This is a genomic window from Rhizobium sp. LjRoot258, from assembly GCF_964254185.1.
Lineage (GTDB): Bacteria > Pseudomonadota > Alphaproteobacteria > Rhizobiales > Rhizobiaceae > Rhizobium.
Genome location: NZ_CAXUST020000001.1, coordinates 511465 through 533249 on the forward strand (window position 1 = coordinate 511465; position 21785 = coordinate 533249).

Here is a 21785-nt window from a genome sequence, read left to right on the forward strand (position 1 = left end):
ATCGTGGCTGGAAACAGCTTTCGCGCAAAGACGGAAAAGAGGTAATGAGTAAAGACAAGCTCACCATCATCCCGCCGGGCAAGCCGCTGACAGGCCGCGCCATCCCGCCCGGGTCGAAATCGATCACCAATCGCGCGCTGCTGCTGGCTGGTCTTGCCAAGGGCACCAGCCGCTTGACCGGTGCGTTGAAGAGCGACGACACGCGTTATATGGCCGACGCTCTCCGCGCCATGGGGGTGATTATCGACGAGCCTGATGATACGAGCTTCGTCGTCACCGGCAGTGGCAAGCTGCTGCCACCGCAGGTACCGCTCTTCCTCGGCAATGCCGGAACGGCGACGCGCTTCCTGACGGCTGCTGCCGCCCTGGTGGACGGCACGGTTGTCGTCGATGGCGATCAGCATATGCGCAAGCGCCCGATCGGCCCGCTCGTCGATGCGCTGCGGTCGCTTGGCATCGACGCATCGACCGAAACCGGCTGCCCGCCCGTCACCGTCAATGGCACCGGTCGTTTTGAGGCGAGCCGCATCCAGATCGATGGCGGCCTGTCCAGCCAGTATGTCTCAGCGCTCCTGATGATGGCCGCTGGCGGCGACAAGCCGGTGACGATCGAGCTGCTTGGCGAGGATATCGGTGCGCTCGGCTATATCGATTTGACGACCGCGGCGATGCGCGCCTTTGGTGCCAAGGTCGAGAAGACGAGCCCGGTGACCTGGCGCGTCGAGCCGACCGGTTACACGGCAGCCGACTTTGTGGTCGAGCCGGATGCCTCGGCGGCAACCTACCTCTGGGCGGCTGAGGTGCTGACATCGGGCAAGATCGATCTCGGTGTCGCGAACGGCGCGTTCACGCAGCCGGATGCGAAGGCCTACGATCTGATCGCCAAGTTCCCGCATCTTCCTGCCGTCATCGACGGCTCGCAGATGCAGGACGCCGTCCCGACCCTTGCCGTTCTGGCCGCTTTCAACGAGACGCCCGTTCGTTTCGTCGGCATCGCCAATCTGCGCGTCAAGGAATGCGACCGCATCCGCGCGGTCTCGACCGGCCTCATGCAGATACGTCCGGATCTGGCACGCGAGGAAGGCGACGACCTGATCGTCCAGTCCGATCCGGCTCTCGCGGGCCAGCGCCTGCCGGCCAAGATCGATACCTTCGCCGATCACCGCATCGCCATGAGCTTCGCGCTCGCCGGCCTGAGGATCGCCGGCATCACGATCCTCGATCCGGATTGCGTCGGTAAGACCTTCCCGGCCTACTGGCGGACGCTGGCAGGGCTTGGCGTGACCTATGCCGACGCGGGCTGACATTATCTGACGCGGCCGGGACGCCGCAGGCGAGGGGTATGATGATCCGACGGCTTTTCGGCCTTTGCTTCGTTCTGTTTCTGATGCTTGCGGCGCGTGGCGCCACCGCTGCGGAGGTGATCAACGCATTCGCCTCCGACATCGTGCTGGAAAAGAGCGGCGCGATGACGGTGACGGAGACGATCACCGTCAACGCCGAAGGCAACCGGATCAGGCGCGGCATCTTCCGCGATTTTCCGCTGACCTATCGGGACGCGGAAGGCCGCCTCCGCCGCGTGGACTTCGACGTGGTCTCGGTCAAGCGCGACGGCCGCGAAGAGCCCTGGCACACCGAGTCCAAAAGCGGCGGCATCCGCATCTATGCCGGCTCGGAAGATGTGTCGTTAAGCTCAGGCCACCACCAATACGTCTTCTCCTACCGCACCAATCGCCAGATCCGCTACTTCGACGATCACGACGAGCTCTATTGGAACGTGACCGGCAACGGCTGGATCTTCCCGATCCTGACGGCCACGGCGGTGGTGAACCTTCCGGATGGGGTCAGCGCGACGGATACCGCCTTCTTCACCGGCCCGCAGGGCGCGACGGACAGGAATGCAAGCGTTTCCGGCGACGGTAATCGACTGCTGTTCTCGACGACCCGGCCGCTCAACGCCGGCGAAGGGCTGACGATCGCCGTCAAGATGCCCAAAGGCTCTATCAATCCGCCGAGCGCCGACGACGAGCGGCGCTGGTGGCTGAGCGACAACCGCGACTACTTCCTCGGTTTCGGCGGCCTCATCCTCGTCTTCCTCTATTACACGCGCTCCTGGCTGAAGGTCGGCCGCGATCCGGCCCGCGGCGTGCTGGTGCCGCGCTGGGATCCGCCCGACGGCATCTCGCCGGCGCTGGTGAACTATGTCGACAATCGCGGCTTTTCTGGGCAGGGCTGGACGGCGCTGTCGGCCACGGCGCTCAACCTCGCGGTGCGCGGATACGTGGTGCTGGAAGACCTGAAGAACGCGATCATCATCCGGCGCACCGACAAGCCGGTCGCCAAGGAGAAGTTGGAAGCCGGCGAAGCGAGCTTGCTCAACGCCGTCGGAGCCAAGGGCTCCCTGACGATCGACGAGGCCAACGGAACGAAGGTGAAGTCGGCGGGGGACAGTTTCCGGGCCGCCATCGAGCGCGAGCACCGCGGCAAATACTACAATGCGAATACTGGATACACGACGGGCGGTATCGCACTCAGCGCCGTCTCGTTGGTGGCCCTCTTCGTCTTTGGAACGTTGGAGCCGGAGACCATCGCTTTGATGATCATTCCGATCGTCGTCGTCGTCTTCATTTCTGTCTTCGTTGCCGGCTTTGCCAAGTCGTTTCGCCCCGGCAGATCGCTCGGCGCCAAGATCATGTCCGTGATCGCCATCGGTATCGCCGCCTTTATCGGCTTCAGCATCGTGTCGTCGCTGGCATTGGCGCTGTTCTCCTCGCTGGTCGAGCTCCACGAGACGCCGATGCTGTTTGCCATCGGCGGCATCATCCTCCTGAACCTGCTCTACGTCTTCATCATGGGCGCGCCGACCCCGCTCGGGGCCAAGCTGACGGATGGCATCGATGGTTTGCGTCAGTACATGACGCTGGCCGAGAAGGACCGCATGAATATGGCGGGGGCGCCCGAGATGTCGCCCCAGCATTTCGAGAGGCTCTTGCCCTATGCTGTGGCGCTCGGCGTCGAAAAGCCCTGGTCGCGCGCCTTCGAGACCTGGCTTGCTGCAGCGGCGGCGGGCGCCGCTGCAGCAACCTATGCCCCCTCGTGGTATTCCGGCAATTTCGGCAGCGGCAACTTCTCCGATCGCATCGGCGGCTTCTCCTCGTCGATGGCTTCGACGATCGCTTCCACCATTCCGGCGCCGCCCTCCAGTTCGTCTTCCGGTTTTTCCGGCGGCGGCTCGTCTGGAGGCTTTTCCGGTGGCGGCGGTGGCGGTGGTGGTGGCGGCGGCTGGTGAGCTTGACGCCGGGCAAGCATTCTCGCTTGACCTTTCGGCGCTCTCCCCTTAACCGCCAGACGGAAACGCGAAAGGGACGGGCATGAAGGTTCTGTTGATCGGATCGGGCGGACGCGAACACGCATTGGCCTGGAAGCTGGCGCAATCGCCGCTGATGACGGAATTTTACGCCGCGCCCGGCAATCCGGGCATTGCCGAACACGCGACGCTCGTCGCGGTCAATGTCGATGACCACGATGCGTTGATCGCCTTCTGTAAGCATAAGGCGATCGATTTTGTCGTCGTCGGCCCCGAAGCCCCGCTGGTGGCCGGCATTGCCGACAAGCTGCGCGCAGAAGGATTTGCCGTCTTCGGCCCGTCGGCTGCTGCGGCCCAGCTCGAAGGCTCCAAGGGCTTCACCAAGGACATCTGCGCCCGCTACGACATCCCGACCGGCGCCTACCAGCGCTTCAACAATGCGCCGAAGGCCAAGGCCTATATCCGCGAGCGGGGCGCCCCGATCGTCGTCAAGGCCGATGGCCTTGCGGCCGGCAAGGGCGTGACGGTCGCCATGACCGTCGATGAAGCACTCGCAGCCGTTGATGATTGCTTCGAGGGCGCCTTCGGTGCAGCGGGCGCCGAGGTCGTTGTCGAAGCCTATCTCGATGGTGAGGAAGCGAGCTTCTTCTGTCTCTGCGACGGCAAGCACGTCCTGCCGCTCGCAACCGCCCAGGACCACAAGCGGGCGGGCGAGGGTGACACCGGCCCGAACACCGGCGGCATGGGCGCCTATTCGCCGGCGCCCGTGATGACCGCGCATATGATCGAACGCACCATGAAGGAAATCATCGAGCCGACCATGAGTGGCATGGCCGACAGCGGTTACCCCTTCTCGGGCGTCTTCTTCGCCGGCCTGATGATCACCGCAAAGGGGCCGGAACTCATCGAATACAATGTCCGCTTCGGCGATCCGGAGTGCCAGGTGCTGATGATGCGGCTGAAGAGCGATCTGCTGCCGCTTCTCTTTGCCACCGCCAATGGCACGCTGGATCAGGTCTCCGCGGAATGGACCGACGACCCGGCACTGACTGTCGTCGTGGCATCGAAGGGCTATCCAGGCTCCTACGACAAGGGGACGCCGATCCGCCATATTCCCGAAGCGGGAGAGGGCGCCAAGGTGTTTCATGCCGGCACGGCCCTGAAGGACGGCGCGTTGGTCGCGACCGGCGGGCGGGTGCTCAACGTCACGGCCACGGGCAAGACGGTTGGCGAAGCCCAGGCGCGCGCCTATGCGCTGCTCGACAAGGTCGATTGGGACAACGGCTTCTGCCGCCACGACATAGGCTGGCGCGCGATCGAACGCGAAAAAAGCGCTGTTCGGTAGACCTGCCACCAACGTGCTGTTGTTCCTCGATACGCCCTTGGCGGGCGGCCGGGAACGACGTGGCACCCTTGATGTGAATGGGAACTCAAGCCAGCGGCGTGATGTTCTGATTGAGACGGAACATATTGTGCGGATCGAGCCGCGTCTTTAGGCGCGCTAGCCGCTGGTACTTCTCCGGACCATACGCATCTAAAGCTACGACCGCGCCGGCATCGGCCTGCTCGTTGACGTAGTTCCCAGCCATCGAGAATGTTGAAAGCGAATTGCCGGTGATCCGCCCCCAGGCAATGCATCGATCGTCATCGGCTGCATCGTCCCAGACCGGCTCTGCAAGCCAGTAGTAGCTTGCACCTCTTCCCGTATACGCGGTTGCCTCGTCGGCTACATCGGTAACTGCTCCTCCGAGCTGCAACACATAAATCTCGGAATCTGGTGTTGGTGCATCGGCGATGGAGAGCAGTAAGGCGTCGATTGCTTCATCGCTTACATCAGACCAGAAACCGCCCTTGCAATAATATCGTCGCGACCAGGCAAAGTGCTCGTCGTTGCGGCTCTGCAGGCTGAGATAGGGCAGCTTGTCGACACTCCCGATGCCGCCATCAGCCAGCGCTCCGAACGGTGACAGGACCGCGTGGGCGACGGCAGCATCCCCCGACCAAACTGCCGTAACGCTGAGACCTGTGGCTGTCGCGGTGAAATTGAGGGTAAAGTCGCGCGGTTGGCCATGCGCTCGGTCGCGCAGCGCCTGTAGGGCTTGCCTCATGTTGGCCGCAGGATAGTTCCATTGGCCGACTATGATGGAACCCAGCGGATGCATCCCGAACTTAAATCGTGTAACGACGCCAAAATTCCCACCGCCGCCGCGAACGCCCCAGAAGAGTTCAGGCTCAGATGTTGCGCTTGCCCAAATGACGTCGCCAGCCGCGGTCACGATCTCCGCACCCAGCAAGCTGTCGATGGTAAGGCCGTATCTCCTGCTGGCCCATCCCATGCCGCCACCCAGGGTTAAACCTGCCACACCTGTATGCGAAATCACGCCTGCCGGTACCACGTAGCCTTCAGGAACTGTCGCGCGATCGAGATCGCCAAGGAGTGCCCCGCCGCCGACCTCGATCGTGCGCGTATCTCGATCGATGGCGATGGCAGTTAGTTCCGATAGATCGAGAACAAGTCCCCCATCGCAGGTTGAGAATCCCGGAAGGCTGTGGCCGCCGCCGCGCACCGCAAGCAGGGCGCGAGATGCAGCCGCTGCATGCACGGCCTTCCTGACGTCATCTACACTCTGCGGGCGGACGATCGCAGCAGGCCGCCGATCGGCGACACCATTCCATATTTTGCGATAGCGATCATAATCCTGATGGTCCGCCGTGATGATAGGGCAGCGGTGCCCTACTAAAGAAAGTTCCTTCAGCAATAAGTTGGACACATTGCATCCCCCGACACTCGCACAACCTCTAGCACATATTGGTCCGATCCAGAAACATCCTCCGATCGAAAAAATTAGAAACAGGTTATATGTATCGAGATGGTTTCGCGTCGGACCGTGTTACGCTTCACGTGAGCCAATGGACCGTTCCGCCGCTTTTGTGCGCAGAAGCGGTCACAGGTGGCAGGTGCTACCGAACAGCGCGAAAAGGCGTGAGCAAGACGCGAAATCGGGTCAGTTCCCTAAATTTTTACCCTTTCCCCTGACGGGATGGAAACAAAGACGCGCTAGTCTCTTCTCAACGTGAGACGGAGTGTTCCATGCGTCAGGTCTTCTTTGCTGCGATAGCTGTGTTTGCCGCGGGTTCTGCCTGCGCCTCTTCGATCGAGGTGGTCGGCAAGGACACGCGCACCAATGGCGGGAGCATCAGCCAAGAAAGCTGCCCAAGCTGCCCGGCGCTCGAGTCTGTCGAGCGCAAGAAGGACTACGTTGTCCCGACGCTCGCACCCGGCTCGCTGCAATCCTCGGAAATCCGCGACGTCGATGGCGAGAAGAAGCTCTATCGCACCGAGGGCTGGATGGGCGGCTCGCCCGTCGTGTTCGTCACCAAGGCTCCGGCCGAGCCGATGACGGCATCCGCACCGCCTGCCGACAATATCGACCGCGCTTCGACGACGGCCGCTGTGATCGGTGGCGACGTCAAGCCGATCGCGGCAAACGTGGTAGGTGCGCCGAAGGAACAAACGGCCCCGCTGGACGTTTCCACCTTCGAGCTTCGGCTCTGATCTCCAGTTCCCTGCCCCAGCCTGACCAAAGCTTCGGTCGACCGGGGTCCACCCCTCGTGGTGGATAAAATGCGTCCCTGAGAGAAGCAGGGGCGCATTTTTCGTATCTAACGAGCCTTGCCGGCCGGGGTGGTTCCAAAGGTCGGCGTAAGCAGACGCGCAAGTGCGTGCAGTCCACTCAATAAATTCAACCGCCGCAGATAGAGTGAGGTGCCATGTACTCTAGCCGGGGGTAGGCAACAGCGCCTCATTTTCAGTAACCGTCTGCTCTTGAACGGGCTCTGGCGGGGGAGAGTAGATGCGTCCCTGATCGAGGGAAAGGATGGTCAGCGTCGTAATCATGGCCGTCTCCCATCTGCGGTTTTGCCGTGGGAAGCAGTCTCTGCCGGTTGGTGCATTCCGGTCCTGAAACGCTTTAGGAAAAGTTCCGAAACGATCCGAAACTACCGTTCCGGAACCCCCGCCATTCTAAGCCCCTCGAGGACCGCAGCTATGCGGTCCGGATACTTGCCCGGTTGCCCGGCCCGGATGCGCTCGATCGTGATATCGGGCGTCAGGCGTCTCAGCGCCGCTAGATGACGATGGGCTTCCTCCATGCGCCCGAGATGCGCGCTCGCAGCAATGAGCACCCACAGGGTTGCCTCGAAATTGGGATTGCTGGCAAGCGCTCTTGACGCCCAGGCAACGGCCTGGTCGTACTCTCCGAGGATCACATGGGCGTGCGCTATGCCGCAAAGCGAGAAATGCGCGCCGCGATCTCCCGGCGTCAAGCGATTGGCTCTGTGGAAGTGCCTGAGTGCATCCCTGATGTCACCGCAATGAAGATGCCCGACGCCGGCCCTGACGACGGCCATCGGATTGTTGGGATTGGATTCAGCCGCCGCCTGCAGGACGGCGAGGCCCCAATCGTAATCCTTTACCGTCTGCATCAAGGCGACGCCGCAATGGGCCATGACCATCGCGTCGCCGGCGCCGTACTCCAACGCTCGCCGCGCCAGTGCGGCACATGCCTGCACGTCGTCGTCGGTGAGCGCCGGCCAGCCCATCGTGTAGCGATGCTCGAGCGCCCATGTAGCATGGGCAAGCAGCTGTGCATTGTCAGGCTCGGCGGCAAGTCCTTGCATGAGAAGCGCATAGGCGGCCGCGTTGTTGCTTTCGGTTTCGCTCGAGATCTTGGCCAGTGCCTGCAGGTAGATGTCGTAGGTAGCCACGCTTCCGGGCCGTTCGCGCCGTGATCGCTCGATCTCGGCCGTCTGGATCAGCGGCTCGATCAGCGTCGCGACACGCTCGGTGATGCGATCCTGAAAGTCGAATATCTCGTCCAGCGTACCATCGAAGGTCTGCGCCCACATATGCGTGCCGCTTTGACCCTCGACAAGTTCGGCCACAATGCGCAGCCGGTTGCCCGACTGCCGGATGCTGCCTTCGAGCACGTAGCTGACGCCGAGTTCCGTCGCGATCTTGCGCACATCCGTTGCGCTGCCCTTGTAGGCAAAAGAGCAGTCCCGCGCGACGACGGCAAAGCTTCGGAAGCGGCTGAGTGCCGCGATGATGTCGTCGACGATCCCATCGGCAAAATAGTCCTGCCTTGGATCGCCGCTGAGATTGCTGAAGGGGAGGACCGCCAGCGCCGGCCGCAATTCCGGAACCGGCGCAGCGGCTTTCCTTTCCGCAATCGTCCGGATGAAACGGTAGCCGACGCGCGGCACCGTGGCGATCCATTCCTGCCCGTCGGGCGCGGGGCCAAGCGCCTTGCGCAACGCCGCGACCTGAACCGTCAGGTTGCTTTCCTCGACCGCAATTCCGGGCCAGACACGCTCCATCAGCGCATCCTTGGGCACAACGCTCCCACGGGCTTCAAGCAACGTTTCAAGTAGCGCGATGCCGCGCTGACCGAGCGCGACGGCCCGCCCGTTCCGCAGCAGGCCACGGCCGGGGTCGAGAACAAATTCGCCGAAGGCATGCGAAGCCTCAACCATGCGGGAAATATAGCTCAACCACCGGTCCTGGAAAACCGGGCGGTAAGTCTTGCGAGAGCCCTCCAGCTCTCTCGCGCGCGGATGAATGAAACTCTCGGCCAACTGCAAGAATATACTGATTATATTTGATAATTTTGCGAGCCCTATCACTTGGCAATTGTTAATCCCTGCACTCTAATTCTAACAACAGAGGCCGGAAGACGCATGATTGTCGTCGCCAAGCGCGGTTCAGCGCAGGGGTCGGGAGTTCACCGATCCGGAATTGCCGAACCCACCGATCGCTCATCAGGAGCCGGTGCGCACACGCTGCGCTGCCTGATTTCTGAGCAACCCATTTTCAGCATCAAACGCTTGGCGGCCGCCAGAGAAATTGGGCGGCATCTCTATATTAAGTAATTGATTGCAAAAAGAAATGTTCAGAAGTTCTTCAAAAATTAAGGCTTTTTTAGCCGTCTCTATGCAAGTGTTTATTACCGGCCGCAGCATGTTCTTAAGCCGCGGTAAAGATGAGTCATATTGACGCACTCGCATAGGCGGTATCAAACCGCGCCGGATTTTCCACTTATTCTACCCTCCGCGAGGCGCCATGAAAAACTTGAAGATTTCAAAGCAACTTATTTTGCTGGTCGTTGGCCTGATGGTAGCGTTTGCGATCGGAACCACCATCCAGGTTCGCTCCTCGGTCAATGCGATCTATAAGGAACGCTATGATATGCTGCGTTCTGAGGTTCAGTCCGCGGTCTCCGTTCTCAAGCAGTACCAGGCGAAGGTGACCGCCGGCGCAATGACCCAGGAAGAGGCCCAGAAGCAGGCCTACGCTACGCTCAACGGCATGAAATACGACCCCGATGGTTACTTCTTCGGCTATAGCTACGACATCCAGATGATGTTCCACTACGATGCCTCGAAGGTTGGGCAGTTCAACAAGGGTCAGCCGGACAGCAAAGGCAAGCTCTATCGCGAAGAACTGGTCAAGCTTGGGCAGCAGGGCGGCGGTCTCGTTGAATACTACTCCACAGCAAAGCCCGGCCAGCCGGCCGGAGATTTTCGCAAGACGGCATATGCATTGGCCTTCGACCCCTGGAAGATCGTCGTCGTCACCGGCGTCTACATGGATGATCTCGATGCCCAAGTCGATAACACGATCCTGGCCGCATTGGCTAGCAGCATCGTCCTACTCGTCGTCGCTATTGTGGCTGCCTACCTGGTCATCCGCGGCATTTCAAACCCCTTGAAGGACGTTCACAATGCCCTGCAATCGGTGGCTGATGAGAACGTCTCCATCAAAATCCCGCACACCAACATGGCCAACGAAGTTGGCATGATGGCCAAGGCGACGCTGTCGCTTCAGGAGAAGGTGCGCGAAAGACACGCGCTGTCGAAGCGACAGATCGAGCAGGATATGGCACTCGGCAACGAGCGCGAAGAAAATCTGCGCCAGCAGCGCGATGAAGCCGAGGCCCAGGCCCGCGTCGTCTCCACCATCGGCCAGGCGCTGGAAGATCTCGCCCGCGGTAACCTGACGGTTCGCTGCGCCGATCTCGGTCAGAAATACGCAGCCCTTCGCGAGAACTTCAACGATGCCCTGTCGCATCTCGAAGCCGCCATGGCCAAGGTCAGTGCCAAGGGCAGCGACATCGGCACCAGCAAGGAAGAGATCCGCCGCGCCTCCAACGAGCTGTCGCAGCGCACCGAGCGCCAGGCTGCAAGCCTGGAGGAAACCTCGGCGGCGCTCGACGAACTCACGGTTGCCGTCCGCCAGACGGCGGAAGGCGCCCATGAGGCGAGCAAGCGCGTCCATGCCGTCAGCACCGAGGCAAGCCGCAGCGATGCCGTCGTCACCGAAGCGATCACCGCGATGAGCGGCATCGAGAAGTCGTCTGCCGAGATCGGCAAGATCATCGGCGTCATCGACGAGATCGCCTTCCAGACGAACCTTCTAGCGTTGAATGCCGGCGTTGAGGCCGCACGTGCCGGCGAATCCGGCAAGGGCTTCGCGGTCGTCGCTCAGGAAGTTCGCGAACTGGCACAGCGCTCGGCAGCCGCGGCCAAGGAGATCAAGGACCAGATCGCCCGCTCGTCCAGTCAGGTCGATCACGGCGTCCGTCTGGTCGGCGAGGCCGGCGAGGCGCTGAAGCGCATCTCCGACCAGATCAAGGCTGCCAACGAGATCGTTGCCAAGATCGCCCACAGCGCCTCAGAGCAGGACACGACGCTGCGTTCGATCTCGTCCTCGATGAACCAGCTCGATGCCGCAACCCAGCAGAACGCCGCCATGGCCGAAGAGACCACGGCTTCTGCGGAAACGCTGGCCAGCGACACCGACGAACTGCTCGACCTCATCCGCGGCTTCCGCGTCGGCGGCAGCAACGACCATGCCGTGCAGGCTCGTCGCGCCGCCTGAGGTTAGGCATCGAAACAAAAGAACGGCCGCCGCAGCGATCCGGTGGTCGTTTTGCATGGAGGAGGCCAAGCAGAAGCGCTCAGTCGGCGTGGTCGGCCTCGTCGGCGGCGAGCCTTGCGACAAGCTGCTCGACTTCGCGATCGCAGTAGACGGCGATACCAGCCTGCTTCAGAAGCGCGGCAGTCACGCCATTCCCCGCTTGCCTGTGTCCGGAGAACGTCCCGTCATAGACAAAGCTCGAGCCGCAGGAGGGGCTGCCGTCGATCAGCAGCGCATAGCGGCAGCCGGTTTTTGTGGCGAGCGCCAGCGCGTTCTCGGCCGCCTGCAAGAACTCTTCCGTCACATCGCCGCCGGTGATCTCGGCCACGCGCGCACGGCCGGCGAGCACATCCTCGCCCGTGGCGCCGCCCTCGATTTCGGCGGGCGGACGCGGCACCGGCATTCCGGCAGACATCTCAGGACAGATGATTACCAGCCTGCCTTCCTCGATCCACCGCGCGATCGCCGGGTGGGAAAGGGGCTTCGCCTGCCCGTCATAGCGGACAGCATGGCCCATGAGGCAGGCGCTGACGAGAATCTTGTTCATGGCTTTGGCATAGCCTCAAGGACGTGATAGTGCCAGCCCGCCGTCAGGCGTGATGAAGGGAAACAGAGTGAAGCGAAGCATTGGCGTGGACACGACATGACCGATCTTGCGCTCTATGCCGGTCTTTTCCTGGTGGCCTTTGCGGCAGCCACGATATTCCCGATGCAGTCGGAAGCCGGGCTCGTCGTGCTCATCCTGGCGAAACAGTATCCGGTCCTTGCGCTGATCGCGGTGGCGACCGTTGGCAACGTCCTCGGCTCGGCCGTCAACTGGCTGCTCGGCGTCGGCATCGAGCGCTTTCGCGGAAAACGCTGGTTTCCAGTAAGCCAACCCGCGCTCGACAAGGCACAACGCTGGTATCGCCGCTACGGCAAGTGGTCGTTGCTTCTGAGTTGGATGCCCGTGATCGGCGATCCCATCACCGTCGTTGCCGGTGTGCTGCGCGAACCGTTTCCGACATTCCTGTTGCTCGTCACCATCGCGAAAACCGCGCGCTACGGCGTCCTCGCTGCCGCTACTCTCGGCGTGATGAACTGACGCAGGTTTCAATTCCATCCTCGAATCAAATTCTGAGCAAGGATGGAATTGGATAGAAAGCGCAAGAAGTTACGGCGTTGCAGATTAGCCCGAGATCTTCGAGAAGTCGGCGACGGTGCCGGTTGCCTCGCGGATCAGGCGCAGCAGGGCAAGACGATTGGCGCGGATGGCGGCGTCTTCGTCATTGACCAACACGTCGTCGAAGAAGCGGTCGACCGGTGCGCGCAGCCTGGAGAGCGCTTCCATCGCCGAGCGGAAGTCTTCCGTGGCAACGGCCGTTGAGGCTTCCGCGGAAGCGGTGGTGATGGCGGCGAAGAGCTCCTTCTCGGCGTCAAGCCGGAAGAGATTTTCGGAGACGCCGTCGGCGATCACCGTGCCCTTCTTCTCCTCGGCAGCCAGAATTTGCGTGGCGCGCTTGGTGCCGACCAGGAGATTTTTGCCGTCCTCCGAGGTAATGAACGCCGTCAGCGCCTCGACACGGCGGGTAATCATCAGAAGATCGTCGGCTTCAGGCGTAACCACGGCGTCAATCAGGTCGTATCGCGCGCCCTGGTCGCGCAGATAGACCTTGAGGCGGTCGTGGAAGAACGAGAGGAGGTCGAGTTGACGTGACATCCCATCGCCGACGATAGCCTTGCTAGTAATGTAGTCGCCACCTTGGTGCTTCTTTTCGGCGGATGCTTTGTCGAGGAGATCCTCATCGATCCGCCCCATGTGCGACGCAATCGGCGTTAGCAGCGGGATACGAACCTTGCGCTCGAGCAGGATGCGGATGACGCCGAGTGCTGCGCGGCGAAGCGCGAAGGGATCCTTGGAGCCGGTAGGCTTCTCGTCGATAGCCCAGAAGCCGGTCAGCGTATCGAGCTTGTCGGCGAGCGCGACGGTGATCGCAATCTTGTCCTCCGGAACGCGGTCGTTCGGCCCCATCGGCTTCCAGTGATCCTCGATCGCTGCTGCGACCGAGGCGTCCTCGCCCTGAAGCGCGGCATAGCGGCGGCCCATCAGGCCCTGCAGTTCGGGAAACTCGCCGACGGCCTCGGTGCGAAGATCCGCCTTGGCCAGAACCGCAGCCCGGTCGACAAGCTTGTAGTCTGCGCCGATCTGCATGACGAGCTTGGCCGCAAGCGCGCGGATACGCTCCACGCGTGCGCCCTGCGTTCCAAGCTTGGCGTGGAAGGTCACGTTGAGCGCGTCGAGCTTGGCCATGCGCTGGTCAAGCGGCTTGGAGAGGTCGAGGTCGAATTTCTTCGCCGAAGCTTCCAGCGTTTCGAGGTCCGGAAGATTGCCCTGGTCGCGCTTCCAGAAGTGCAGCGCGTCGGAAAGACGGGCGCGCACGACCTTGCCGTTGCCGTGGATGATCTCCTTGCCGCCGTCGCTCGCCTGGATGTTCGAAACGAGGATGAACTTGCTGGAAAGCGTGTCGCTGCCGACCGGGCGCGTCACGAAACACTTCTGGTTCGTCTTGATCGTCAGGCGGATGATGTCGGCCGGGATCGAGAGGTAGTCTTCCTCGAAGCTTCCCATCAGCACCTGCGGCCATTCGACGAGACCGGAGACCTCTTCCAACAGGCCCTCGTCCTCGACCAGGTCAAGGCCGCTCGCAAACGCGATGTCGCGGGCGTCGTGCAGGATGATGTCCTTGCGGCGATCGGCATCAAGAATGACCTTCGCCTTTTCGAGATTGGCGACATAATCGTCGAAGCGCTTGACGGTGATGGCATCAGGCGCATGGAAGCGGTGGCCGTAGGTCACGTTGGAGGCGACGATGCCGTCGATCGAAAACGGAATGACAACCGTTTCCTCATGCTCGGTGCCGAAGGTGCAGACGATCGACTGCAGCGGCCGCACCCAGCGCAGCGAACCGGGCTTGGCGGATGCAGCACCCCAACGCATCGGCTTCGGCCAGGGGAAATCGCGGATGATGCCGGGCATCACGTCGCTGATGATCTCTTCGGCGGCGCGGCCCGGCTTGGAGATGACGGCGATGTAGAAGTCGCCCTTCTTCGGGTCGCTCTGGATCTGCGCCTCGGAAATGGCGGACAGGCCGGCGCCGCGCAGGAAGCCTTCGATCGCCTTCTCGTTGGCGTCGGTGCGGGGGCCCTTCTTCTCTTCGCGCACGTCGGCCGAGCGCGCCGTCAGGCCACGAATGTCGAGTGTCAGCCGGCGCGGCGTCCAGTATTCGCGCGCACCCTCGTAGGACAGTCCTGCTTCAACAAGCGCATCGGTCACGAGCTTCTTCAGGTCGCCGGCAGCCTTGCGCTGCAAACGGGCCGGGATCTCTTCGGAGCGGAGTTCTAGGAGCAGATCTGGCATATCACTTTCCTTGCCTTCTCTGGGGAAGGCGCCACTAAGGCGGGCTGAAAACGGTCGCCTCTGCTAGCAAAGAATGCCGCGTCTGCACAACCGCAAAAACAGCCACCGGCCGTGCTATGTTGCTGTGGATAGGGACGTCGGGCATTGCCTTGCCGCTTTTCGCCGCTATGGTCCCGCAACTTTCGTGAAACGCAGGAACTCTCATGGCCGCTGACCTTCGCTCGCTTGCCGCTGTCATCTCCTCCGAAATCAATGCCCGGCCCGATCAGGCCAAGGCGGCGATCGAGCTGCTGGACGAGGGAGCAACCGTGCCCTTCATCGCCCGTTACCGCAAGGAAGTGACCGGCGGCCTGGACGATACGCAGCTGCGCAATCTCGCCGAGCGCCTCGTCTATCTGCGCGAACTGGAAGCTCGCCGCGACACCATCGTCGAATCCATCACCGGCCAGGGCAAGATGACCGACGAGTTGATGGCAAAGATCGCCAAGGCAGGCACCAAGGCCGAGCTCGAAGATCTTTATCTCCCCTACAAGCCGAAGCGCCGCACCCGCGCCGAGATCGCCCGTGAGCATGGACTTGGGCCGCTGGCAGAAGCCATCCTAGCCGATCGCTCGAAGGAGCCTGCGATGCTGGCGGAAGATTACGTCACCGCCGATGTGCCGGATGTGAAGGCGGCACTTGAAGGCGCGCGCGACATCGTCGCCGAAGGCATTGCCGAAAATGCGGATCTGCTTGGCAAGTTGCGCGCCCATATGCGCAACGCGGCTCTGCTGAAGGCCAAGGTGGTCGACGGCAAGCAAGCATCGGGCGAGAAGTTCTCCGACTATTTCGACCATTCCGAACGTTGGGCGACCGCCCCCGGTCACCGCGCGCTGGCCATGCTGCGCGGCTGGAACGAGGAGGTGCTGACGCTGACGATCGATGCGGATGCCGAGGCCGCATCGCCCAACAAGCCGGTCGAGCGCATGATTGCGGCGGCCTACGAAATCGGCAACAGTCGCCCAGGCGACCGTTGGCTGATGGAGGTCGCGAGCTGGACCTGGCGCGTCAAGCTCTCGATGTCGCTGTCGCTCGACCTGATGCGCGAGCTTCGCGAGCGCGCCGAAGAAGAGGCTATCCACGTCTTCGCCCGCAATCTCAAGGACCTGTTGCTGGCAGCGCCCGCCGGTTCGCGCCCCACGATGGGCCTTGATCCTGGCATCCGCACCGGCGTCAAGGTCGCCGTCACCGATGCCACCGGCAAGGTGGTCGCGACGTCCACAGTCTATCCCTTCCAGCCGAGAAACGACGTGCGCGGTGCGCAGGTCGAGCTTGCCTCGCTGATCCGCAAGCACAATGTCGAGCTGATCTCGATCGGCAACGGCACCGGCAGCCGCGAGACGGAAAAGCTGGTGGCCGACATGCTCGCGGACCTGCCCGCACCGAAGCCGACCAAGGTGATCGTCTCGGAGGCAGGTGCCTCGGTCTATTCCGCCTCGGAAACAGCGGCACTGGAGTTCCCGAACCTCGACGTATCGTTGCGCGGTGCCGTCTCCATCGCGCGCCGCCTGCAGGATCCGCTGGCCGAACTCGTCAAGATCGAGCCGAAATCGATCGGCGTCGGCCAGTATCAGCACGATGTCGACCAACAGAAGCTGTCACGCTCGCTGGATGCCGTGGTCGAAGACGCGGTGAACGCCGTCGGTGTCGATCTCAACACTGCATCCGCGCCGCTGCTCTCCCGTGTCTCCGGCCTTGGCGCCTCGATCGCCGAGGCGATCGTCAAGCACCGCGACAGCGAAGGCCGCTTCGAGACCCGCCGCGATCTCCTGAAAGTCGCGCGCCTCGGCCAGCGCACATTCGAGCAATGCGCTGGCTTCCTGCGCATTCGCGATGGCAAGGAGCCGCTCGACGCCTCCTCGGTCCACCCGGAAGCTTACGGCGTTGCCAAGAAGATCGTTGCCGCCTGCGGTCGCGACCTGCGCTCGCTGATGGGTGACAGCGCTGTCCTAAAGGCGGTCGATCCGCGTAGGTTCATCGACGAGAAATTCGGCCTGCCGACGGTGAAGGACATCCTCGCCGAACTGGAAAAACCCGGCCGCGACCCGCGCCCGAGCTTCAAGACCGCGACCTTCGCCGAAGGCATTCATGAGATCACGGATCTCAAGCCCGGCATGACGCTGGAAGGCACGGTCACCAACGTCGCGGCCTTCGGCGCTTTTGTCGACATAGGCGTCCACCAGGATGGATTGGTTCACGTTTCCCAGCTTGCCGATCGCTTCGTCAAAGATCCTCACGAGGTTGTGAAAGCCGGCGATGTCGTCAAGGTTCGCGTCGTGGAGGTCGATGCCAAGCGTAAACGCATCGGTCTGTCGATGAGAAAGGACGACGGTTCGCAGCCTTCGGCGCCGCGTGGTGAGTCGCGTGGAAACCAGCCGGTGCGCAGCCAGAACGACCGACGCTCGGCCCCTTCAAAGCCGGAGAGCCATGGCGCCTTTGGAGCTGCGTTGGCCGAAGCGATGAAGCGAAAATAAGCGCTTAGCAGTCGCATTTGCAAAAATGTCACACTTCGGCGACCATGTTGCCGAGGTGCGAAATACGGCGCTTGTAAGGCGGATGATAGATACTAAGTTGATCGGACTATCCTGTCACATTGCGAGGCCTTATCATGGCGTCGGCATTCTTATTGATTGTCAAAAAACTCATCCGCAAGGGTAACCTGAAGCTCACACTCGCCAATGGCGAGAGGCATATGATTGGCGACGGTACTGGTGATCTGGTTGTCGTTCGCATTGCCGACGAGGAGGCGGAGAAGTTGATCCGCCGCGACCCCACCCTCAAGCTCGGCGAAATGTACATGGAGGGCCGGTTCATACTTGAACACGGCAGCATCTACGATTTCCTGGAGATGGTGAAACAGAACACAACCAACGAAATCTTCGATGTCCCGATGGCGGCCCTCCTGATCGGCCGCATCGCTCTTCAACAGCTGAAAAGCCGTCTGCCGGTCAATCGCAACAAGCGCAACGTCGCACACCACTACGATCTGTCAGAAAGGCTGTTCGAACTCTTCCTCGACGAGGATTGGCAGTATTCCTGCGCCTACTACGACCCGCCGGGCATCAGCCTGGAGGAGGCGCAGGTTGCCAAGAAGCGCCACATTGCCGCCAAGCTCCTGCTGGAACCGAACCAGCGCGTGCTTGAGATCGGTTCCGGCTGGGGCGGAATGGGCATGTATCTGGCGGAAGCCGCGCCCGGCCTCGATGTCACCGGCATCACGCTCAGCGAAGAGCAACTGAAGATCTCGCGCGAGCGTTCGAAACAGCGCGGTTTGGACGACCGTGTCCGCTTCGAGTTGCAGGACTACCGGACGATGACCGGTCAGAAGTTCGATCGCATCGTCTCCGTCGGCATGTTCGAGCATGTCGGCATCGGCAACTTCGACAAGTACTTCAAGAAGGTGCACGCGTTGCTGGCCGATGACGGTGTCATGGTCCTGCATTCCATTGCCCGACCGAAGCCGAGCTTCGCGACCAACGCCTTCATCGAAAAGTATATCTTCCCGCAAGGCTACATTCCCTCGATCGGAGAGACGATCCCCGCGATCGAGAAGGCCGGTCTTCTGGTGCGCGACGTGGAAGTGCTGCCGCTTCACTACGCCCAAACGCTCCGCCATTGGCGCGAGCGCTTCGTGGCGAACAAGGCCGCGGCTGTCGCCCTCTACGACGAGCGCTTCTTCCGCATGTGGGAGTTTTATCTGGCCGGTTCGGAAATTGGCTTCCGCTGGGACGAACTCTTCGTCATGCAGATCCAGATTTCCAAGAACCAGTTTTCCACGCCGGATAATCGCAACTACATCGCGCAGAACGAGGCGAAGTTGAAGGAATTCGAGGCGACGCGTCCGCCGCTCGAAAAGGTTATACTGTGATCACCAGGAAGGCGCGGCACCCACCGCGCCTTTTCTTTTTTTGGAAAGGGGCCGACACATGAGCAGTGCGTTTCCCGAGATCTATCTCGTCCGGCACGGCGAAACGGAATGGAGCCTTTCTGGAAGACACACCGGCCAAAGCGATATCCCTCTGACAGCAAATGGTGAAGCGGCGGCGCGCCAAATCGGCCCGCGCCTTGCGGACAAGCGCTTCACCGCTGTGTGGTCCAGCCCGTCGCAGCGCGCCCGCAACACCTGCGAACTCTCCGGCTTTGGCGCCGGCGCGATCGTCAAGGACGATCTCGCCGAATGGGACTACGGCGCCTATGAGGGCATCACGACCAAGGAAATCCTTGCAAGCCGACCCGGCTGGCAGCTATTTCGCGATGGCTGCCCGAACGGCGAGGCGGCGCAGGATGTCGGCGCAAGAGCCGACCGGATCATATCGGAACTGCAGCAGGCCAATGCCCCGATCCTGATCTTCTCCAGCTCGCATTTCCTTCGTGTGCTTGGCGCTCGCTGGCTAGGACTGTCGCCGACGGACGGCGCGCGCTTCATCCTCGATACGGCAAGCATCAGCGTCCTCGGCTACGAGCACGACCTGACGGAGCCGGTGATCCGGCGTTGGAATGGCATCTAGCAATACAGCTTTGACGAGATATGCCCGACGCAGATTGAGTGCGTGAGTTGATATGCGAGGGAGGCGGGATGCTACGCGAGACTTCAACATTATGGCCAGAAACTGGGCCATGTATGGGGTCGTCGTCATTGCGACGGTGGCCATTGCGATATTCGATGAACTTTCGGGTAAAACGACGTCCAGTGGATCGACGAGCTTTGTGTGGAGCTATCTTGCGATGTGCATTCAGGGCACGGTGATCTACTGTGGATCCTTTACCGAGGTTGGAAAGCGCGCAGGCTTCGGAAAAACCTTCCCTTGCTTCCTAAAGGCGGCAGCGCTTTTTATCGTTGCGCTTGTAATCTCGCTGCCGATCTTCACGTTTTGCCCTCGAATCTAGTCGTGCCGGCAACCGTGCTGGTCTTTACCTCCGCTGCGATGATCGCTTATGTGCTGGTACTGTCGCTTGCGGGAACCTGGCCGGTCTCGAGCATCACCGGTCTCGGGACATCGCTCTTCGATGCCCTTCGCGGCATTGCGCGTCTTTGCCGCCTTTCGGCCGCCTCATCGTGGGGATCATTTTACCCGTGGCCCCGTCGATGTTGATTTTCGTGGCTGTGTCTGAGGTTGCAACCTTGCCGTTGCTGTTGGTCGACGGAAAGCCGAACATTCTCATGCTTACCGTCTCGGCGATCGTTGTGTTCGTTCAGGCGGTCAGCGTGAGCTATGCCGCCGTCGTCCTTGCCCGCGTTTACAGTTCCGGGGAGCAGGACTCTACGGAGTTTAGCAGTGCGGCCGCATGACGGCTTGACCCGTGCCTCGACCGATCGCTAGATGGCGGCATGCAACAGATCGGCGGAATAGACGGGCGCGTTGCGGATGCGCCTTCGAACAACTGGGTTTATCGGGTCCTGCCTCCGTGGCTCTGGCCCTATGCGCAGCTTGCGCGCTGGGATCGGCCGATCGGCTGGCAGCTCTTGATGTGGCCCTGCTTCTGGTCAGCGGCTATGGCCGCGAATGCGGCGGCTCATCTTGGCCAGTTCTCCGGCCGACAGCTGATTTTCCATCTCGTGCTGTATTTCGTCGGCTCTGTCGCGATGCGCGGGGCAGGGTGCACCTACAACGATCTTGTCGATCACAAGATCGACATGGAGGTGGCGCGCACCCGCTCACGCCCGCTGCCGTCGGGACGGGTCACACGCACGCAGGCCAAGCTGTTCATCGTCCTGCAGGCGCTGGTTGGGCTGCTGGTCGTGCTGCAGCTTAACTGGTTCTCGGTCATCCTCGGCGTCGTCTCGCTCGCCATTGTGGCGCTCTATCCCTTTGCCAAGCGCTTCACGGACTGGCCGCAGTTCTTCCTGGGCCTTGCCTTCTCCTGGGGCGCCTTGATGGGCTGGGCGGCGATCTTCGGCAGCCTTTCTCTGGCGCCGATCCTCCTCTACGTCGCCTCGGTGGTCTGGACGATCGGTTACGACACGATCTACGCCCATCAGGATAAGGAAGACGATGAGCTGATCGGCGTTCGTTCCACCGCGCGGCTGTTCGGCGACAAGACGAAACAGTGGCTGGTCGGCCTCTATGGTCTGACGCTCGTGCTCGCCTTCTGCGCCTTCCTGGTCGCAGGCGTCGGCCTGTTTGCCTATCTCGGTCTGCTCATTGCGGCAGGCATGTTTGCCTGGCAAATCGTAACGCTGGATATCAACGACGGCGATCAGTGCCTGGCATTGTTCAAGTCCAACAATCGCGTTGGCCTGATCATCTTTCTCGGCCTCTTTCTTTCGCTTCTCTTCGTCCTGCCCTGAGGCGACAACGACAATGCCCGGCACAAAGGCCGGGCATTGATGGTCTGAAACGCCGCACCGCTCAGCTGCGCGCGATGATTTCCTTGCCTTCGATCTTCATGGCGACGCCGAGCTTACCGGTTGTGCGGCGCACGAGGAAGCGCGGGCGGCGGTTGGCGAAGTAGGAGTGGCGGCGGCGCGGCTTCAATGCGCTGGTGCGCAGGTCGCCGAGATGTTCTTCCAGTGGACGTGCAACGCCGTCGGCCTCGACCATCAGCATCGGAATGCGGAAGGCCTCGGACCAGCCGCGCCAGTCGGCGGCGATGTCGGAGAGATCATGGGCGACCAGCAACGGGACACAGAGATCGGGATCTTCGTGGTGAAGTTCCAGGGTGACGGTGACTTCGCCGTCGCCATGGTCGATGGCGCGGGCGGCAACGCCCTTGAAGGCGCGCTTGGGAAGGGCGATCGAAAGCGGCAGGCCGCTAGAGGGAAGAACCTTGCGCAGGATCGCGCCACGTTCGTCGATCGTTATGCTGACGTCACTTGAGGAGTCATGGATGGCGTAGCTGACCTGCTGGGGAAAGCGCGACGGATCGAGACGCAGTGTCGTTCCAGCCCATACGGGCTTCATAACGGTGTTGTTCATGTTCATTCTACCCTTGTCTTACCTGAGAGCCGGTTTCCGGTCTTCTCCTCGGGGCTTTTCGCCCTCTATGGCTCGACAATAGGCGGCGGCTGTTCCGGACAACTTAAAAATCGCGGTTAAGAAAGCTTTGCCTCGGTGGATGGTTAT

18 protein-coding genes are annotated in these 21785 nt (G+C 61.6%); 13 read left to right on the top strand and 5 right to left on the bottom strand.

What is annotated here, in order from left to right; translation table 11 throughout:
* Positions 1-44 precede the first annotated feature (44 nt).
* The 3 genes from ACSQ9D_RS02555 (at position 45) to purD (ending at position 4652) form a co-directional block, all read left to right on the top strand.
* Positions 45-1304 (top strand): 3-phosphoshikimate 1-carboxyvinyltransferase, encoded by a 1260-nt coding sequence (locus tag ACSQ9D_RS02555; RefSeq protein ID WP_436281033.1) that lies wholly within the window; start codon positions 45-47, stop codon positions 1302-1304.
* Between the two features lie 41 nt (positions 1305-1345).
* A complete protein-coding gene (locus ACSQ9D_RS02560; protein WP_436283751.1) occupies positions 1346-3289 on the top strand; it encodes a DUF2207 domain-containing protein in 1944 nt (647 codons plus the stop codon).
* An 82-nt stretch (positions 3290-3371) separates the two neighbouring features.
* Positions 3372-4652 carry a phosphoribosylamine--glycine ligase gene (purD, locus tag ACSQ9D_RS02565; RefSeq protein WP_436281034.1) on the top strand — a complete coding sequence of 427 codons (1281 nt, stop codon included), beginning with the start codon at positions 3372-3374 and terminating at the stop codon, positions 4650-4652.
* An 85-nt stretch (positions 4653-4737) separates the two neighbouring features.
* Here purD and ACSQ9D_RS02570 read toward each other — a convergent pair whose 3' ends face one another.
* Positions 4738-6078 (bottom strand): FAD-binding oxidoreductase, encoded by a 1341-nt coding sequence (locus ACSQ9D_RS02570; RefSeq protein ID WP_436281035.1) that lies wholly within the window; start codon positions 6076-6078, stop codon positions 4738-4740.
* 320 nt (positions 6079-6398) lie between these two features.
* On the opposite strand from ACSQ9D_RS02570, the gene ACSQ9D_RS02575 reads away from it, so the two are divergent.
* The gene (locus ACSQ9D_RS02575) at positions 6399-6863 is read left to right on the top strand and encodes a plant virulence effector HPE1-like domain-containing protein (RefSeq protein ID WP_047516841.1); all 465 of its coding nucleotides are present in this window, start codon (positions 6399-6401) and stop codon (positions 6861-6863) included.
* 443 nt (positions 6864-7306) lie between these two features.
* Here ACSQ9D_RS02575 and ACSQ9D_RS02580 read toward each other — a convergent pair whose 3' ends face one another.
* Positions 7307-8842, bottom strand: coding sequence for a winged helix-turn-helix domain-containing protein (locus ACSQ9D_RS02580; protein ID WP_436283752.1), 1536 nt, complete (start codon positions 8840-8842; stop codon positions 7307-7309).
* Positions 8843-9046: 204 nt separating this feature from the next.
* Here ACSQ9D_RS02580 and ACSQ9D_RS02585 point away from each other — a divergent pair, with 204 nt between their 5' ends.
* On the top strand, positions 9047-9238 hold the full coding sequence (locus tag ACSQ9D_RS02585) for a hypothetical protein (protein WP_436281036.1): 192 nt from the start codon (positions 9047-9049) through the stop codon (positions 9236-9238).
* Between the two features lie 190 nt (positions 9239-9428).
* On the top strand, positions 9429-11246 hold the full coding sequence (locus tag ACSQ9D_RS02590) for a methyl-accepting chemotaxis protein (RefSeq protein ID WP_436281037.1): 1818 nt from the start codon (positions 9429-9431) through the stop codon (positions 11244-11246).
* A 79-nt stretch (positions 11247-11325) separates the two neighbouring features.
* Here the strand turns inward: ACSQ9D_RS02590 and ACSQ9D_RS02595 are convergent, their stop codons facing one another.
* Positions 11326-11832, bottom strand: coding sequence for a DUF523 domain-containing protein (locus ACSQ9D_RS02595; RefSeq protein ID WP_436281038.1), 507 nt, complete (start codon positions 11830-11832; stop codon positions 11326-11328).
* A 96-nt stretch (positions 11833-11928) separates the two neighbouring features.
* Between ACSQ9D_RS02595 and ACSQ9D_RS02600 the strand changes: the two genes are divergently transcribed.
* Positions 11929-12369: a YqaA family protein gene (locus ACSQ9D_RS02600; protein WP_436281039.1), complete on the top strand. Its 441-nt coding sequence runs from the start codon at positions 11929-11931 to the stop codon at positions 12367-12369.
* A gap of 84 nt (positions 12370-12453) precedes the next feature.
* Here ACSQ9D_RS02600 and glyS read toward each other — a convergent pair whose 3' ends face one another.
* Positions 12454-14682, bottom strand: a complete 2229-nt coding sequence (gene glyS / locus ACSQ9D_RS02605; protein WP_436281040.1) for a glycine--tRNA ligase subunit beta — start codon at positions 14680-14682, stop codon at positions 12454-12456.
* Between the two features lie 203 nt (positions 14683-14885).
* On the opposite strand from glyS, the gene ACSQ9D_RS02610 reads away from it, so the two are divergent.
* The 6 genes from ACSQ9D_RS02610 to ubiA all read left to right on the top strand — a co-directional run bounded on the left by ACSQ9D_RS02610 (position 14886) and on the right by ubiA (position 21010).
* The gene (locus ACSQ9D_RS02610) at positions 14886-17195 is read left to right on the top strand and encodes a Tex family protein (RefSeq protein WP_436281041.1); all 2310 of its coding nucleotides are present in this window, start codon (positions 14886-14888) and stop codon (positions 17193-17195) included.
* 134 nt (positions 17196-17329) lie between these two features.
* Positions 17330-18589 carry a class I SAM-dependent methyltransferase gene (locus ACSQ9D_RS02615; RefSeq protein ID WP_436281042.1) on the top strand — a complete coding sequence of 420 codons (1260 nt, stop codon included), beginning with the start codon at positions 17330-17332 and terminating at the stop codon, positions 18587-18589.
* A 58-nt stretch (positions 18590-18647) separates the two neighbouring features.
* Entirely contained in the window at positions 18648-19229 is a 582-nt protein-coding gene (locus ACSQ9D_RS02620; RefSeq protein ID WP_436281043.1) for a histidine phosphatase family protein, read from the top strand.
* A 91-nt stretch (positions 19230-19320) separates the two neighbouring features.
* Positions 19321-19608, top strand: coding sequence for a hypothetical protein (locus ACSQ9D_RS02625; protein WP_436281044.1), 288 nt, complete (start codon positions 19321-19323; stop codon positions 19606-19608).
* Between the two features lie 199 nt (positions 19609-19807).
* Complete coding sequence (locus ACSQ9D_RS02630; protein WP_436281045.1) at positions 19808-20011, top strand: hypothetical protein; 204 nt, start codon at positions 19808-19810, stop codon at positions 20009-20011.
* A gap of 39 nt (positions 20012-20050) precedes the next feature.
* Positions 20051-21010: a 4-hydroxybenzoate octaprenyltransferase gene (gene ubiA / locus ACSQ9D_RS02635; RefSeq protein ID WP_436281046.1), complete on the top strand. Its 960-nt coding sequence runs from the start codon at positions 20051-20053 to the stop codon at positions 21008-21010.
* A 61-nt stretch (positions 21011-21071) separates the two neighbouring features.
* On the opposite strand, the gene ACSQ9D_RS02640 is transcribed toward ubiA, so the two are convergent.
* Entirely contained in the window at positions 21072-21638 is a 567-nt protein-coding gene (locus ACSQ9D_RS02640; RefSeq protein ID WP_024314278.1) for a DUF6101 family protein, read from the bottom strand.
* Positions 21639-21785 lie beyond the last annotated feature (147 nt).